Raw genomic sequence first — 14,751 nt, forward strand, 5'->3', positions numbered from 1 at the left:
ACGAGCCGGGAAAACATATCACTTTTTGAAGAGCCGCTTCACTGCTTTCTTTGCGGCATGGAGAAACCGGTGACGACATCAGCGCAGGAAACGGCACTGGCCTGCATCGACGGCATCCAGCCGCTCTTGTCGGCCTGGACGCGCACCATCTTCGACCTCGGCGAGACCGCCTGGCGCGAGTACCAGTCCGCAGCCTGGTATGTCGACCGGCTGAAGCGTGAGGGCTTTTCGGTGGAAGAGGGCTCGGGCGGCATGCCGACCGCCTTCTGCGCGCATTGGACGAATGGCGAAGGACCGACGATCGGCATGTATGCCGAATACGACGCGGTGCCCGGCAGCTGCCAGGATGCCGTGACGGTCAAGCAACCGCGGGCGGGGCTCAGCGTCGAGGCGGGTGGCCATACCGATCCGCACTCGGGCCTCGGCATTGGCAGTCTCGGCGGGCTGCTCGCCGCCAAGGCCGCGATGCAGCAGCATGGCATTCAAGGCACGCTGCGCTTCACTGGCGAGCCGGCAGAGAAGGTGAGGGGCTCGAAGCCGATCCATGCCGCCAAGGGCTATTATGACGGCCTTGCCGGCATGATCTCCTTTCATCCCTTCTATATGCTGCCGCTCTGCAACACCGCGCGCTGGGACACGCATTGCGGCGCGGCGTATTCGATGATCTACCGCTTCATTTGCGACGAGCCTCAGAACTGGGGTCGCGCAAGCGATGGCGCCCCGATCCCGCAGGCGCATTCCGCGGTCAGGGCGCCAGGTGCCAACGACGCGCTGATGATGATGTACATGGCTTCCAAGGCGCTGCGCGATTCCATGCTGACCCACCAGGGCGGCTGGTCGATCAGCGAAGCGATCCTGACCGCGGGCCAGGCGACCGCCGACAATCTGCCGGCGGGTCTTGCCGAGATCCAGTACATGATCCGCGTGCCGACCATCGCCATGGCCGAGCAGGTGACCGCCGTGCTCGACCGAAACGCGGAAGCCGCCGCCAGGATGAGCGGCTCCCGCTACGAACGCCACTGGGTGTCGAAGTCGCGCCCGGGACTGGCCAACCACGCCATGGCCGGCATCACCTATGAAGCGCTCTCGACCGTCGGTCCGCCACAGTGGAACGAAGAGGCGAGGGCGATCGCCCGCGAGGTCCAGGTCAATGCTGGCGGCGAGGCGACCGAGAATCCGTTCATCGACGAGCTGGAGCGCCTTATCACGCCGCAGGAGGCCGAGGCGATCCTGCGGCGCGACCTGCCGCCCTCGCAGGTGAACTCGACCTCGGACGACTATACCGACATGAGCTGGCACGCGCCGACATCGCGCTTCTACGTCGCCCGCCCGGCGCTGCGCTCGGCCAACGGTCACGCCTATCCCGCTTGGGTGATGAACGCGTTGGGCGGCATTGCGGCCACCATCGACCCGATGGTCACCTGCGCCTCCAAGACCGTCGCGCTCACCGCGCTTCGCCTACTGGAAGACAAGGCGGCGCGCGATGCGGCCATGGACGAATTCGTCAGGCGAACCGGCGGCGGCGCCGGCGGCTCGAACTGGATCGCGCCGCTTTGTGACTACGAGCCGCCGATAAACTTCCGCTGGCCGGAATATGTCCACACCGCGCGCGGGCGCGACTGGTGGATACCGAGCAGCCAATCATCTCAGGCAGACCGACCCACGAGGAGAACACCATGACCGTCCATGACCGCATCGTCGCCGAGCCGTTCTCGCTGCAGCGCCGCAATCCCAATGGCGGCACCAAGCGGCTTACTGCCTGGGGCTTCGCCAATGAGACCGATGTTCTGACCGACGTGCTGCTCGGCTCGCCCAATTTCCTTCGCCATCTTTCGACCAGTTCGCTGTCCAGAAAGCATTTGCGCGAGGCGCCCTGCAACATCCAGATCGCCCAGGCGCAGCACAAGGACCTCGTCGCCGCTTACGAGCATTTCGGCGTCACCATCCACTGGCACGAGCCGACGCCGGAACTGCCGATGCAGGTCTATTCGCGCGACTCCAGCGTCATGACGCCCTACGGCGCGTTCATCACCGCAATGGCCAACTGGTGGCGGCGCGGCGAGAACTACGCCGCCATCCGCACCTATGAGAAGCTCGGCATCCCGATCTACGACATGGTGACCGCCGGCACCTTCGAGGGCGGCGACTTCAACGTCATCGAGGAAGGCGTGGTGCTGATCGGCTGCGGCGGCGCCCGCACGCAGGAGGAGGGAGCGCGCCAGGTGCAGGCCTGGTTCGACAAGGAAGGCTGGGAGACGCGCATCGCCTTCATCGACGAATACTACGTGCACATAGACCTGATGGTGGTGCCGATCGCCGAAAAGCTCACCGCCGTCTGCCTTGCCTGCACCGAGCCCGGCATCGTCGACTGGCTGAAGGGCAAGGGCCACGAGATCATCGACGTGCCCTTCCAGGATACGATGGCGCTCGGCTGCAACTTCATGTCGCTAGGCAAGGACAGGGTGATCGCCCCGACCTCGAGCAAGACGCTGATCGAAAAGCTGAAGGCACGCGGCTTCGAGGTGGCGGCCGTCGACATGAGCGAGATCTCCAAGACCGGCGGCGGCATTCACTGCATGGCGCAGGCGCTGAAGCGGGTGAAGGCATAGGAGCACGGCGCCGAAGCTGCCAATCTCCCCCTTGAGGGCCCTTGAGGGGGAGATCTCCAGCAGGACAGAAGGGGGCGCGAAAGAGCTTCGATCTGTCCCGTTTCGCTCTCTCTCTCTACGCTGCGCCGGTCCACTCAGCGTATCGCCTCAGGCCCATGCCGGCGAACAGCATAATCATCATGATGGTGAAGAAGAAGGCGATGCCGAGGTAGAAGAAATTCGCTATGGGCGAAATCTTCACATACCGCACCTGCTTGAACGGCACGCCGCTCGGCTTTGTCGCCGCCAGTCCGAGCCAGAAGAAGAGGGTGACGGCAACGAGCACGCCGATATAAGGATCCATCCAGTCCGGCACTCTGACGAAGCCGAAATTGAACGCAAACGCCCGGTTCGCTGACAATAGCAGCACAGACGATATCGAACAGGCAAACAACATGCGTTTCATGCGGCGTTCCCCTATATCCGCAGCGATAATCTCTCTTGATTGAGAGCCTGTTATTCCTGCCCGTCAAGATTGCTGGCAACGCGCGTGCCGTTCTTGCCAATCGTTTGTTGAGCAAGGCCCGCACGGCCGGCTCGCTGCCCGCGATAACTTGCGGGATGCCGAACATGAGCGCACACTAAAATTCGGGCGGAGGGGGCTCATCAACAAGAACGGGAGGAATTCATGAATGCCATGAGCTTCACTGCCCTTGAGGGCGGCAAGACCACAGTCGATGCCGCCGCCCTGGAAACGCTTTCGACGCAAATACGCGGCACGGTGCTGCGGGAGGGTGACGCCGGCTACGACGGCGCGCGCAGCATCTGGAATGACATGATCGACCGGCGGCCCGGGCTGATCGCGTGCTGCGTCGGCGCCTCCGATGTCGTTGCCGCGGTGAATTTCGCCCGTGAGAACGGACTTCTCGTCTCCGTGCGCGGCGGCGGTCACAACATTGCCGGCAGCGCCATCTGCGAGGGCGGCCTCGTCATCGATCTCTCCATGATGAAGTCTGTGCGGGTCGATGTCGCGGCGCGGCGCGCCTGGGTCGGACCCGGCGCCACGCTTGTCGATGTCGACCGGGAAACACAGGCCTTCGGACTGGCGCTGCCGACCGGCATCAACTCGACCACCGGTATTGCCGGCCTGACGCTGGGCGGCGGCTTCGGCTGGATCACCCGTAAATACGGGCTGACCATCGACAATCTCGTTTCGGCCGACGTGGTGACCGCGCACGGCAAGCTGCTGCGCGCCAGCGAGACCGAGAACGCGGACCTGTTCTGGGCGCTGCGCGGCGGCGGCGGCAATTTCGGCGTCGTCACGGGGTTCGAGTTCAAACTTCACCGGTTCGGGCCGCAAGTGCTGTCGGGCCTTGTGGTCCATCCCTTCGCCGATGCCGGGAAGGTGCTTCGGGAATACCGCGCCGCGCTCGAAACCGCTCCCGACGAACTGACCTGCTGGGTGGTCATGCGGCAGGCGCCGCCGCTGCCCTTCCTGCCGGCCGAATGGCACGGCAAGGAAGTGCTGGTGCTGGCCATGTGCTGTTGCGGCGATATCGAGGCTGGCGAAAAGGCGACGCAAAAGCTCCGCGCCATCGGCACGCCGATCGCCGACGTCGTCGGTCCCAATCCGTTCACGGGCTGGCAGCAGGCCTTCGATCCGCTGCTCGCGCCTGGCGCCCGCAACTATTGGAAGAGCCATGACTTCACCGAGCTTTCCGACAGCGCGATCGAGATCACCACGACCGCGATATCCAGGCTTCCGGGTCCCGAATGCGAGATATTCTTCGGCCATGTCGGCGGCGTCGCTGGCCGCGTCCCGGCGGATGCGACGGCGTTTCCGCAGCGGAGCTCGCATTTCGTCATGAACGTTCACGCCCGCTGGCGCGAACCGGCCATGGACAAGGCCTGCATCGAATGGGCTCGAGACATCTATGAAGCATCAAAGCCTCATGCTGCCGGAACGGCCTATGTGAACTTCATGCCGGAGGATGAGATCGACCGTGTCGAAGCGGCCTATGGCGGCAATTATCGCCGGTTGCTCGAGATCAAGCAGCGCTACGATCCGCAGAACCTGTTCCGCATGAACCAGAACCTGCGTCCGAAGGAAGGACTGCGGGCCGCCTGACGGGGCAGCATGCCTCAGCCGCGCCGTCCCGACGCGTCTCGTTGACGAAGCCTTGAAGCCTGGAGCGCGTCGAGCCGTTGCTGGAGATGGCCGTTGAACACGATCATCTCCTTCAGCGCCTTCACCGGGTCGCCCTTGTGCCGGGCGATGAACCGCTCGGCGATTGCCTGAAGCGCCGCTTCCTCGCGGCTGTCGAGCCTGACGATGTGATCCATCTCGGGTGCTCCGCAGCTTTCCACTAGCATGTGAACAAAAAGGGAACAAAATTGTCAACGACGAATTGACTCAGCGAGGAACGGGTTCCTATTTTGTCAGCAGATGGGGCGGTTGCTCAGGATCACGGAGAGCCGCGTTGGGCAGACGGAGAAGCCGCTATGACAGATTGTTCCGGTCGGACGCGGAGGCGATCATTCGCGATGCGTTGGAACTGCGCCAGACCGTGCTGGCGGCGCAGCTCAATCTCAAGACCAACGGCGAAATGTACTGGCGGCTCAACGGGTTGGTGGAGAGGCTGCATGAGATGATGGGCGCGGTGGCGGGCAGGGACCTCGATTTCCGCGCCGCCTGGCTCGGCCTGCTGCCGCTGCCTGAGGATTATTCAGACCGGACATGAGAAATGGCCGGACCCATGGACAGCGTCGGCCGGGCGGCCAAGGCCAACATGCTGCTCAGAGTCGAATGCCGCCACTGCTACCACGCCGGCCGCTTCAAGGCGAACGACGTCGCCAAGGTGGTCGGCTGGAACAAGCCGCTCGAAACCATCCGCTTCCGCTGCAAGCGCTGCGGCCGCAAGGACACTGAGGTCAAGACCCAGTTCATCGACCAGGACCATCCGCCCAAGGGTTATATCTGGGTGCTGCAGAAGGCGAGGAGCTAAAACAACGACCCCTGCGCCGGCGGTTCCGCCGGAAACTTGATCTGCGTCGCCGGCTTGTCCACGATCACCAGCGCGTCGTCCGGCGCCGGCCGCTGCAGCGTCTTCGCCTCCGACCACGGCGCTGTCAGCCACAGCTCGGTTTCCGCCTCAGTGGTCAGCATCACCGGCATCGCCTTCTCGTGGATCGGCGCGATCAACGCGTTCGGCCTGGTCGTCAGGAAGCCGTAGAGCTCGTGGTCGCCCGGACCTTCCTTCACCTTGCGCACGCCATGCCAGGGCGTCCACATCCCGGCGAAGAAGAACAGCGGGCGGTCCTCGCCGAGCGCGAACCAGAAATTCTTCTGCACGCCGGTTTCAGGATCCTTGTCGCCGGGCTTTGGCGAGGGCTCGGCAAAGCTCGTCACCGGCACCAGGCAGCGGTTCTCGACGCCGAGATAAGGCAGCCAGTGGGCATATTGCGGGTTGCGGATGTTGGTCGTGCCGGGATCGGCATTGCCGCGCACGCGTTCTTGCGGCGTCGGCATGCCCCAGCGCAGCCGGGCGAGCTCGCGGCTGCCGTCGGCGGCATTGCGCACCACCGGCGCCGGCTGGTTCGGATAGATGTCGACCGAAGGTTCGAGATTGCCCGAAATGTCGCGCAGCGCTCGCGTCCACTGGCGGATCGCTTCCTGGCTTGTGGTGATGTTGTAAAGATTGCACATCGGCAGCATCCCCGTCCCGCCGATTGTTCCCATATTTTCCGCGGAGCGCAAACTGGTTGCCGGTGAGGCGATGGCAAGCCACACGAATTGAGGATATCGGGCGCTCAGCGTCTGCGCCCGCCGCGCCGCTTTGGCTCGGCCGGCTCCGCGGCCGGCGGCTCGCCCGGCAGGCCCAGCCGGTGGCGTTCCTCCTCGGCGAAGGCTTCGGCTTCCGCGTGGATGTTGAACAGTTGATGGGCCAGCCGGCCGCCTTCGACGACGCGCACCAGCCATTGGCCGTTGATGAATTTTACGCGGACACTGTCTGGTTCGCCTGCCACCATGTGCAGCTCCAGCTCGTCGCCCTAAGAATTGCATCCTCGAACAGCAATACGATTTAACGCACGAAGGGTCGCCGCAAGCAACCGCTTATTATCCTCAGCAGGAGAATAGTTGCAAGGCACGAGCACACTTGATGTCGAAAATACAGATTTCCGGTAAGGGCCGTTCAAAATGGATAAAATCCAGACACTGAAAGCTTGAAGGACACCCTAGGTAGAATTCGACTTCGATGCGGCGCCCGGTCCGCGCAACGATACGCCTCTCGAGCGCTTTGGAGCGATTGTGAGCGCGTGCAGGTCCACCGCGGCAGCAGCGCTGGTTACGGACCCATCGGTGGTGTGGAGGGCTTGCTTGCAAGGCGCGCCGACGGCCCGGCAGCCTGGGGGGGTGTTTTGGGTTCGGCGGCCGGGCCTGACCGGAGTTTGCGAGCCTGCCGGCTACTTCGAACATGCGCTTGTACTAATGCAAGGGCAAGAACGACCTAGGCCCTAGGACCAAAGCAGTGGGAGGGGCGCAAACGGCCGAATACGAGCACCGGCCCGCGCGAGGCTCCGGCCCGCCTCCACAGAACATTTGCCCAGCATCAGAAACCGAAGAACTGCTTGCCCACGAGGTAGCCCAGCGCCACGACTGCCAGCGGGAACAGCGCCGGCGCTATCCTGCCGAATGGCGAGGATCTTATCTCGCCCGCAGGGGCGTTGGGCTTGGCGTTGCCGAGGTTCTTGGTCATGGGTCCGTTACCGGAATTCGCTGCCGGGTGACCAACAATATTAGAAAGCGCTGATTAATTTTCTCACAATTCGATTGATGCAATTTGCAGCTATCGCCGGTAGTCGCTCTTCGCCCGGGGGTGCGCTTCCCGCTTCCTTGCCGATACCGTCAATGTCGGACCGGGCGAGCGTTCTACCCGCCTGGGAACCCTTCCCGCCCTCGCCAGGTTGATATGCGAGGCGAACCACCATGCTAGATAGGCCCCCTGCCGAAAACCCGGGAAGGACCCTCGCCATCGTGCTGGCGGTCGGCCTCACCATCATCGCCTTGTTCTTTATCGGCTTCAGATATTCGGAGCGCGATCAGGGAGCCTTGATCGTGCCCGGAACGGTGCAGGGCAGCAAGTGATCGAGCCGAAATCCTTGCCTGCTGCTAGGGCGCGGAAAAGGCTGTAACACTTTGATTTGCCTATCATCCCCTTCAAATCTTTTAGTTTCGGGATCATACGCCAGGGGAAGAAACAGGTTTTCCGAAACGTTTATCGAACAGGCAACGGTCAGCGCTTGGCGCCTGCCAAGGCGCGCTCATGAGCAAGGAACCCCTCCGGCAACAGCGCGCACCGCGCCGAGGCCCAGGGAGACAGTACATGTCCGCTAACGCCTACATCAACCGGATCGCGACGGCGGTTCCCCAGCATGAAGTCCACCAGTTCTACCTGCGCTACGCGGCCTCCATGCTCTGCAGCGACCGCAGGAAACTATTCGAACGCATGGCCGGGCTTGCCGGCATTGACCACCGCTTCTCCTGCTTTGCCCCGGCTCTCGACCCCGAAGGGCCGTCGGTCGATCTCGGCGGGATCTTCAAGCGCGGGGCATTTCCCGGGACGGCCGCCAGAATGGCTATGTTCGCAGAGGCCGCCCCCGCGCTGGCGCAAAAGGGCGTCGACGGGCTGCATCTCGGCAACGAGGCTTCGCGCATCACACACCTCATCGTCACCACCTGCACCGGTTTCTCCGCGCCCGGCATCGACCTCGACCTGGTTCAGCGCTGCGGCCTTGCGGACGGCGTCGAACGCACGATGATCGGTTTCATGGGCTGCTACGCTGCGGTCAACGGCCTCAAGCTTGCACGCCACATCGTACGCTCCGATCCGGGGGCAAGGGTACTGCTGGTCAACATCGAGATCTGCACACTACACATCAGGGAAACCACCGAACTGGAAAAGCTGCTCTGCTTCTGCCTCTGGGGCGACGGCTGCGCTGCGAGCATCGTCACCGCCGAGCCGCCCGGCATCGAGCTCGACTCCTTCCGCTGCGCCGTCGCGAACGAGCAGCGCGAACTGATGACCTGGGATATCCGTGACCAAGGTTTCGACATGGTTCTTTCCGGCAAGGTACCGGCCGCTGTCCAGGAAGCCCTGCGCAGCAACCGGGACGCGATCCTCGGAGGCCGGGCGCCGGAAGCGATCGACCTCTGGGCTGTGCATCCCGGCGGCCGCAGCATTCTCGACGCCGTCGAAAGGGCGTTTGAACTCGAGCCCGCCGCGCTCGAGCCGTCGCGCGAGGTGTTGCGCCAATATGGCAACATGTCGTCGCCAACCGTCATGTTCGTGATGGAGAAGATGCTGAAGCAGCCGGGCGGGCTGCTCGGCTGCGGCATGTCGTTCGGGCCCGGGCTGACGGCCGAGACCATGCTGTTCAGGACCGTCTCATGAGTGCGCTCGCTGAACGCAGCCTCGTTCCGGAAATCCTGGACGGGCTCGCGGCCGACGATGCGCGGGCAATCCGCTCGCGCCGCGATCTCGCCCGCATCAACGCGCTGATGTTCCAGGCGCCGATCATGGCTTCGCTCATGCGGAAATTTTTGCCGAGGCCGCCCGGCCGCATCCTGGAGATCGGCGCCGGCGACGGCACCTTCATGCTCAAGGTGGCGTGGCGCATGGCACGCGATTGGCGCGAGGTGGAGCTGACGATGCTCGATCGCGTCCGCCTCGCCACGCCGAGGCTCGCGGCGGATTTCGCCGGGCTGGGATGGAGGGTCGAAACCATCACCGCAGATGTCTTCGATTGGGCGGAGAAGGGGGATGGCAGACCCTTCGACGCGATCACGGTCAACCTCTTCCTGCATCATTTCAGCGATGCTGCACTGCTGCGGCTGTTCTCGCTATTGCGGCCCAAGGCGCCGCTCATCCTGGCGACGGAACCGCTGAGGGCGGGCTTTGCACTGATCGCGGCCCGGCTTCTGCCGGCAATCGGCGTCAACGACGTCACGCGACATGATGCGGTTGAAAGCGTCCGCGCCGGCTTTCGCGGCCACGAGCTTTCCGATCTTTGGGCTGCCGCCGGCGGCAACCCGCTCGAGGAACGGCGCGCAGGGCCTTTCTCGCATGTCTTTGTCGGGGCCTCGGCGATCCAGGTTGGGGATGCGCCCAGGGATAAGCCGTGAAGCGCGCATCCACCCACGATGCGATCATCATCGGCGCCGGCCCGGCGGGCACGTCGGCGGCGCTGGCGCTCGCCCGGCGCGGATGGGCTGTCGCGATCGTGGAGAAGAGCGCGTTTCCGCGCCGCAAGGTATGCGGCGAATACATCTCGGCAAGCAACCTCGCGCTCCTTGACCGGCTGGGTATCGGCGATGCTTGGCGCGGCGAGGCCGGTCCGGAAATACGCCGGGTCGGCCTCTTTTCCGGCAATGCCAGCATCGAGGCGCCGATGCCGGGCGCGCGATCCGGACCCGCAGCAAGAGACGGCTTCGGCCGCGCGCTTGGCCGCGACATATTGGACACGCTGCTGCTCGACGCGGCCCGCTCGGCTGGCGTGGAAGTGTTCCAGCCCTGCCGTGCCGTCGCCATCGAAAGGGATGGCGACCGCCAGGCGGTGCGGATCCAGGCTACAAGCGGCAGTCCCGGCGAGGAGGGGATGACCCTGCGGGCATCGGTAATCGTCGCTGCACACGGTTCGTGGGAGCCGGGGCCGCTGCCGAGCCAGCTCGGGAAACAAAGCCGCTCCTCGGACCTGCTCGGGTTCAAGGCACATTTCACCGGGTCGGCGCTGCCGCCCGATCTGATGCCGCTGCTCACTTTTCCCGGCGGCTACGGCGGCATGGTGCTCGCCGATCGTGGCCGCCTATCGATCTCGTGCTGCATTAGGCGCGACGTGCTTGCCCGGCTGCGCGGCAGCCTTGCCCGCGAACGCGGCGGCCATGTCCCGGCGGCCGAAGCCGTCGAGCGTCACATCAGGGCGACATGCCGGGGCGCGCGGGACGCGCTGGCGGATGCCCGTCTCGATGGTCCGTGGCTGGCCGCCGGTCCGATCCGGCCGGGCATCCGCGCAGGCTACGAAGCAGACATCTTCCGCGTCGGCAATGTCGCTGGCGAGTCGCATCCGATTATCGCCGAGGGGATATCGATGGCGCTTCAGTCCGGCTGGCTTGTGGCTCAGGAACTCGGCGGGGCGGCGAGCGGGCGGGCGGGACGGGAAGCGGCCGGCAAACGTTACGAGGCGGTCTGGCGAAGATTATTCTCCACGCGGGTCCTGGCCGCCGAAGCCCTGGCTCGGCTAGCCCTCGGCCCCGGCGGCGTCGCGTTGATGGAGGTAGTCGTCCGCAATTTTCCACGCACGCTCACCTTTGGAGCGCGGCTCAGCGGCAAGACAAAACCTGTCCCTGGTTTGGCCGATGCGCGCCTGGCTCGATAGGTTGGCCTAGAGTTCAGCCACGATGATGTCGACTGAATTTTGGCGGCGACCTCACCGCTGCCGTGCCTGTCCGCAATCACCGAAGTGGCGTAATCCGTTGCTCCAGTTTTGCCGATCCCTGGCTTGGATTTCGTTGCGAAGAAGAGTGCCGTGACAATAAGCCACCGCCGGGATGCGTGGCATTGGATCACGCGCGACAAGAGCACACTATCGTTCAGCTCGCTTTCGAGTCGAGCCCACACTGGCATACGCGCCTATAGCGGTGCGTGAATTCCGTTCCGCGCAGCGCAGTCGGGTTATGGAACATTCCGGCTCAACCGGAGTTTGCATATATCCGGCTTTCTGCCGCCGAGCCCCTGATGCGTTGTGATGTGGCCTGAGGGCGGCGCTCGCCACGCCTCGAGGAGGCCCTACGATGGTCCAGCACACGATCCCTCGCAATCCGCACAGCACGGCAAGCATTGCCGGCCATCCTGTTCATGCAATGCTGATACCGTTCCCGATCGCCTTCTTCGTCGCGACCTTCGTTTGCGACCTTATCTTCTGGCGAACCGGTAATCCGGGCTGGGTCACCGCTACGCTCTGGCTGCTGGGGGCAGGTCTGATCATGGCCGTGCTGGCGGCTCTTGCCGGCTTGACCGATGTCCTGGGGGACACCCAGATCCGCAATCTCCAGGACGCATGGCTTCACGCCGGCGGCAACGTGGTCGTCGTTCTCATCGAACTCTACAGCTGGTACTCGCGATATGCCGACGCGGAGGCAGCGGTTGTGCCGGTCGGCCTTGTCTTGTCGCTGATCGTTGTCCTCATCCTTCTGTTCACCGGCTGGAAGGGTTGGGGAATGGTCTATCGGCATCACGTCGGCGTTGCCGACGATCCGGACCAAATGCGCTGAATGCGCCCGTTTTTCCGGTGATTGAAGCAGCTCCAGGATTCGCTGGAAGCTGTGTAAGAACAATCAGTTGGATTGGGCAAGCGATTCAAAAGTTGAACAACTCCCAAGGCGCCCCGCGACGTTGGCCGACGGAAGCGGGTTCAGCTTGAACAGTCCGATCTACGACTACGACGGAATCGATAGGCCGGCCGGAAAGGTGTAGGATGCCTTGTCGTCCGCACCCAGACGAGGCACACGGACGCTTGAAAGAGTAGATCGCGCCTTCGCCCATCTAAGGGGGGAGGGAGGCGTCATGGCTTTCACCAAAGCACTGCGGAATATTCACGCCAGTCGAGCTGGAGCTTCTCCAGAAAGTATTCGATCAGTTGTGCAACGAGCGCCGTCTGGCGTTAAAAGACGGGGGCGAAAGAGAACAGCTTGCCTCCGACGTGATCGAAGCCTTCCAAAACGGCTTCAGCGCCGAAGCGGAGTTGTTGCAATCGCTTGCGGAGCACCGCACCGCACCGTCGCGACGCAATCCGGCTCGACAGCTCCGTCCTTGATTGTCGGGCGCGGCGAAGGCTGTCTTCCCGCATAGCTGTTGGCGTTGCGATCTGCCGCCCTGGAAGAGATGTCGCAGCTGGTCGCGCCAGGCTCTTCCTGCCGTTTTTTAACCTCAATCCGTTCTTAGCTGGCGATCGCCCGAAAGGGTAGAACCTTCGCGCTTGCTTGACTCGGCCCGCAAAAACGGGCAGCAAAGCGGCTGAGGGAGAGCATTTTTACCGTGGCGCAGACCATGGAGGGCTCTTTTTTCGTATGGACCGTCGCCACAATGGCGATTGGTGGAGGGATTGGTTAACCATCTTTGTCCATCTTTTGAATCAATCGGCAACAGACGCGTGAAGGTGCAGGGGGCACCAGGCGAACTGTGATCGTGACGGGTGCCAGGTCCGCAAACCGGCATGCCGATTGAGAGTGGTCGTATGGCGTTTTTGCGTTTGAAGAACCGGGGTGACGCTCCTGAAGAGGGGGTAACTTCGAAGAAATCTGGTGGTCATCGTTGGGTTGTGGTGCCTGCTGTCGGCGCTGCCCTGGCCCTGTGGTCGGTCGCGACCATGGCCGGCCTCTATTCCGTGAGTACCTCGCTCACCGCCGCCTCCAACGGATTGCCGCAGAGCCTGCTTGCGCCGCGCAGCATCGTGCTTGGCGACCAGCGCCGCAAGGTCGCGAACGCCTGGGCGCCGCGCCTTGCCGCGAACGGCGCGCACAAGACGGGCTCGCTCACCCGCGGCTGCGATGCCGGCTGCCTCAGGCTCGCAGCCAGCTTTGCGAGCTCCACGCCAAACTCCTCCAGTTTGGTGCATGAAGGCAAGGCCGCGCGGCTGAAACCGGCACCGGATAGCGTATCGCATGAGAAGGTTGTCGCGGCTTCCGCCGCGGACGTCGCCGACCGTTTCGACAGCGTCATCAAGCGCGCCGGGCTTTCTCCGCAAAAACTGGCCGATGCCTTCCGGCGCGCCGAGAACGCTCCTGTCCTGCTGGCGAGCTTGCCGTCGGCAAGCCGCTTCGGCGGCGCGGCCGATAGCGGTTCGGCCCGGAGTGGGCTGACCTTGAGCGGCCCGGCCGAGTCACGCTTTGGCGGAAATCAGGTCGACGTTCAGCGCGCGTCCGAACTGGCGCTGGCGCTTGCCAATGTCATTCCCGAAGAGGCGGTCGATGTGCCGACCGCCGTCGCGCTCGCCAGCGGCGACGCGCCTGAGATGACGGCCGGCGCTTCCGGCGACGACGGAAAAGCTGAAGTGCAGGTCGCTTCCCTGCCGCCGCAGGATGGTTTGCCCGACAGCATCGCAGTGCCTGGTTTGAGGCCGCGCACCGCCCTCGAGCGCGCGACGGAAGCGCCTGAACAGAATGCCGCGAGGAAGCCGGAACCGGCCAAGCCGCAGGCAAGCCAGGCGGCAAGGCCCCAAATTGCCAAACCGGAGTCGGCCAAACCGCAGCCGGCCAAGCCGCAGCCGACCGTTGTCGACTCCGCCGAAGGTGCGCAGACGCCGCGCTCGCTGAGGAGCTCCGACCAAGCGCTTCCGGGTGTGCAGGGTGCGAAGCCGATTGAGGCCGCGCCGGCCAAGCGCAGCAAGGCGCAAGCCTCCGAGATGCTCGCCTACGCCAAGCCGGACACGCCCGAGCGCGGCGGTCTCGGCAACGCCTTCAGGGGTCTGTTCAACAGTCCTTCGACGGGCAATGGCGTCGCCGTCTATGACATCTCGACGGCGACGGTCTACATGCCCGATGGCTCCAAGCTGGAGGCGCATTCGGGGAAGGGCGCCATGGCCGACCAGCCGCGCTTCGCCAACCGCAAGAATTCCGGCCCGACGCCGCCCGACACCTACAATCTATCGCTGCGTGAATCGCGCTTCCACGGCGTCGAGGCCATCCGGCTGACGCCGACCAGCGGCAGGAACAAATATAACCGCAACGGTCTGCTCGCCCATACCTATCTGCTGCGCGGCGCCCCAGCCCAATCCAGCGGCTGCGTGGCCTTCAAGGATTATGGCCGCTTCCTCTCTGCCTTCAAGAAGGGGAAGATCAAGCGCCTGGTCGTTGTGCCGCGCCTGAACGGGTCGCCCACCCAGGTCGCCCAGGAAGGCCGCCAGGGCTGACCCCGCCCGCCACTATGCCGGCAGCAGCTTGTTGCCGATAGGCTGCCTTTGATCTCTTGACGGTTTGCGGTCTTTACCGCCGTTGACGCGCGGCGCGGTCGACGCACGCGCTTGATGTCTTCGCCACGTCTCCTGCAACACACGGCAGTGACCGGTTCCATCGAATTGCGGATGAGGAAAGGGAGAACTCCCTCTCCCA

Annotated in this window: 16 protein-coding genes and 1 pseudogene; 11 read left to right on the top strand and 6 right to left on the bottom strand. The window is 64.0% G+C overall.

The genetic code is table 11. From position 1 onward, the window contains the following. Window positions 1-57: 57 nt before the first annotated feature. Together EOD29_RS10250 and EOD29_RS10255 are read left to right on the top strand one after the other, a co-directional pair. Window positions 58-1,680 carry an amidohydrolase gene (locus EOD29_RS10250; protein ID WP_164763730.1) on the top strand — a complete coding sequence of 541 codons (1,623 nt, stop codon included), beginning with the start codon at window positions 58-60 and terminating at the stop codon, window positions 1,678-1,680. Beyond that, window positions 1,677-2,609 (top strand): dimethylarginine dimethylaminohydrolase family protein, encoded by a 933-nt coding sequence (locus EOD29_RS10255; RefSeq protein WP_127246654.1) that lies wholly within the window; start codon window positions 1,677-1,679, stop codon window positions 2,607-2,609. The genes EOD29_RS10250 and EOD29_RS10255 overlap by 4 nt, the downstream gene beginning before the upstream one ends. Window positions 2,610-2,724: 115 nt before the next feature. Here EOD29_RS10255 and EOD29_RS10260 read toward each other — a convergent pair whose 3' ends face one another. Further along, window positions 2,725-3,054 (bottom strand): hypothetical protein, encoded by a 330-nt coding sequence (locus tag EOD29_RS10260; RefSeq protein ID WP_127246655.1) that lies wholly within the window; start codon window positions 3,052-3,054, stop codon window positions 2,725-2,727. Between the two features lie 222 nt (window positions 3,055-3,276). Here EOD29_RS10260 and EOD29_RS10265 point away from each other — a divergent pair, with 222 nt between their 5' ends. Then, a complete protein-coding gene (locus EOD29_RS10265) occupies window positions 3,277-4,716 on the top strand; it encodes an FAD-binding oxidoreductase (RefSeq protein WP_127246656.1) in 1,440 nt (479 codons plus the stop codon). 14 nt (window positions 4,717-4,730) lie between these two features. On the opposite strand, the gene EOD29_RS10270 is transcribed toward EOD29_RS10265, so the two are convergent. Then, window positions 4,731-4,931 (bottom strand): hypothetical protein, encoded by a 201-nt coding sequence (locus EOD29_RS10270; protein ID WP_095779104.1) that lies wholly within the window; start codon window positions 4,929-4,931, stop codon window positions 4,731-4,733. Window positions 4,932-5,068: 137 nt separating this feature from the next. Here EOD29_RS10270 and EOD29_RS10275 point away from each other — a divergent pair, with 137 nt between their 5' ends. After that, window positions 5,069-5,329, top strand: coding sequence for a hypothetical protein (locus tag EOD29_RS10275; protein ID WP_127246657.1), 261 nt, complete (start codon window positions 5,069-5,071; stop codon window positions 5,327-5,329). A gap of 3 nt (window positions 5,330-5,332) precedes the next feature. Beyond that, entirely contained in the window at window positions 5,333-5,593 is a 261-nt protein-coding gene (locus tag EOD29_RS10280; RefSeq protein WP_127246658.1) for a hypothetical protein, read from the top strand. On the opposite strand, the gene EOD29_RS10285 is transcribed toward EOD29_RS10280, so the two are convergent. The 3 genes from EOD29_RS10285 to EOD29_RS35875 form a co-directional block, all read right to left on the bottom strand. Next, window positions 5,590-6,294 (bottom strand): SOS response-associated peptidase, encoded by a 705-nt coding sequence (locus tag EOD29_RS10285; RefSeq protein ID WP_127246659.1) that lies wholly within the window; start codon window positions 6,292-6,294, stop codon window positions 5,590-5,592. The two genes, EOD29_RS10280 and EOD29_RS10285, sit on opposite strands and share 4 nt — an antisense overlap. Before the next feature lie 104 nt (window positions 6,295-6,398). After that, window positions 6,399-6,617 carry a hypothetical protein gene (locus EOD29_RS10290; RefSeq protein WP_066999287.1) on the bottom strand — a complete coding sequence of 73 codons (219 nt, stop codon included), beginning with the start codon at window positions 6,615-6,617 and terminating at the stop codon, window positions 6,399-6,401. A gap of 581 nt (window positions 6,618-7,198) precedes the next feature. Beyond that, window positions 7,199-7,345: a hypothetical protein gene (locus tag EOD29_RS35875; protein WP_082954140.1), complete on the bottom strand. Its 147-nt coding sequence runs from the start codon at window positions 7,343-7,345 to the stop codon at window positions 7,199-7,201. A gap of 230 nt (window positions 7,346-7,575) precedes the next feature. On the opposite strand from EOD29_RS35875, the gene EOD29_RS35880 reads away from it, so the two are divergent. From EOD29_RS35880 to EOD29_RS10305, 4 genes are all read left to right on the top strand, one after another. After that, window positions 7,576-7,734, top strand: a complete 159-nt coding sequence (locus EOD29_RS35880) for a hypothetical protein (RefSeq protein WP_164748208.1) — start codon at window positions 7,576-7,578, stop codon at window positions 7,732-7,734. Between the two features lie 238 nt (window positions 7,735-7,972). After that, window positions 7,973-9,040, top strand: coding sequence for a type III polyketide synthase (locus tag EOD29_RS10295; RefSeq protein WP_127246660.1), 1,068 nt, complete (start codon window positions 7,973-7,975; stop codon window positions 9,038-9,040). Next, window positions 9,037-9,771, top strand: a complete 735-nt coding sequence (locus tag EOD29_RS10300; protein ID WP_127246661.1) for a methyltransferase domain-containing protein — start codon at window positions 9,037-9,039, stop codon at window positions 9,769-9,771. The genes EOD29_RS10295 and EOD29_RS10300 overlap by 4 nt, the downstream gene beginning before the upstream one ends. Continuing rightward, window positions 9,768-11,021, top strand: coding sequence for an NAD(P)/FAD-dependent oxidoreductase (locus EOD29_RS10305; protein ID WP_127246662.1), 1,254 nt, complete (start codon window positions 9,768-9,770; stop codon window positions 11,019-11,021). The genes EOD29_RS10300 and EOD29_RS10305 overlap by 4 nt, the downstream gene beginning before the upstream one ends. Before the next feature lie 29 nt (window positions 11,022-11,050). Here EOD29_RS10305 and EOD29_RS37105 read toward each other — a convergent pair. Beyond that, a pseudogene (locus EOD29_RS37105) lies at window positions 11,051-11,201 on the bottom strand (SAM-dependent methyltransferase); the annotation flags it as partial. Between the two features lie 235 nt (window positions 11,202-11,436). On the opposite strand from EOD29_RS37105, the gene EOD29_RS10315 reads away from it, so the two are divergent. Both EOD29_RS10315 and EOD29_RS10325 read left to right on the top strand, forming a co-directional pair. Further along, complete coding sequence (locus EOD29_RS10315) at window positions 11,437-11,916, top strand: DUF2231 domain-containing protein (RefSeq protein WP_164763731.1); 480 nt, start codon at window positions 11,437-11,439, stop codon at window positions 11,914-11,916. Between the two features lie 1,049 nt (window positions 11,917-12,965). Continuing rightward, on the top strand, window positions 12,966-14,552 hold the full coding sequence (locus tag EOD29_RS10325) for a tlde1 domain-containing protein (protein WP_245475305.1): 1,587 nt from the start codon (window positions 12,966-12,968) through the stop codon (window positions 14,550-14,552). Window positions 14,553-14,751: the final 199 nt, after the last annotated feature.

It is taken from the genome of Mesorhizobium sp. M1A.T.Ca.IN.004.03.1.1 (assembly GCF_003997555.1).
GTDB lineage: Bacteria > Pseudomonadota > Alphaproteobacteria > Rhizobiales > Rhizobiaceae > Mesorhizobium.

What these genes read in the sequence shown, in the direction of transcription:
- EOD29_RS10255 (WP_127246654.1), top strand. Translation starts at nt 1,677, where the DNA reads ATGACCGTCCATGACCGCATCGTCGCCGAGCCGTTCTCGCTGCAGCGC.
- EOD29_RS10250 (WP_164763730.1), top strand. Translation starts at nt 58, where the DNA reads ATGGAGAAACCGGTGACGACATCAGCGCAGGAAACGGCACTGGCCTGC.
- EOD29_RS10280 (WP_127246658.1), top strand. Translation starts at nt 5,333, where the DNA reads ATGGCCGGACCCATGGACAGCGTCGGCCGGGCGGCCAAGGCCAACATG.
- EOD29_RS10270 (WP_095779104.1), bottom strand. Translation starts at nt 4,931, where the DNA reads ATGGATCACATCGTCAGGCTCGACAGCCGCGAGGAAGCGGCGCTTCAG.
- EOD29_RS10260 (WP_127246655.1), bottom strand. Translation starts at nt 3,054, where the DNA reads ATGAAACGCATGTTGTTTGCCTGTTCGATATCGTCTGTGCTGCTATTG.
- EOD29_RS10300 (WP_127246661.1), top strand. Translation starts at nt 9,037, where the DNA reads ATGAGTGCGCTCGCTGAACGCAGCCTCGTTCCGGAAATCCTGGACGGG.
- EOD29_RS35880 (WP_164748208.1), top strand. Translation starts at nt 7,576, where the DNA reads ATGCTAGATAGGCCCCCTGCCGAAAACCCGGGAAGGACCCTCGCCATC.
- EOD29_RS35875 (WP_082954140.1), bottom strand. Translation starts at nt 7,345, where the DNA reads ATGACCAAGAACCTCGGCAACGCCAAGCCCAACGCCCCTGCGGGCGAG.
- EOD29_RS10285 (WP_127246659.1), bottom strand. Translation starts at nt 6,294, where the DNA reads ATGTGCAATCTTTACAACATCACCACAAGCCAGGAAGCGATCCGCCAG.
- EOD29_RS10315 (WP_164763731.1), top strand. Translation starts at nt 11,437, where the DNA reads ATGGTCCAGCACACGATCCCTCGCAATCCGCACAGCACGGCAAGCATT.
- EOD29_RS10295 (WP_127246660.1), top strand. Translation starts at nt 7,973, where the DNA reads ATGTCCGCTAACGCCTACATCAACCGGATCGCGACGGCGGTTCCCCAG.
- EOD29_RS10290 (WP_066999287.1), bottom strand. Translation starts at nt 6,617, where the DNA reads ATGGTGGCAGGCGAACCAGACAGTGTCCGCGTAAAATTCATCAACGGC.
- EOD29_RS10265 (WP_127246656.1), top strand. Translation starts at nt 3,277, where the DNA reads ATGAATGCCATGAGCTTCACTGCCCTTGAGGGCGGCAAGACCACAGTC.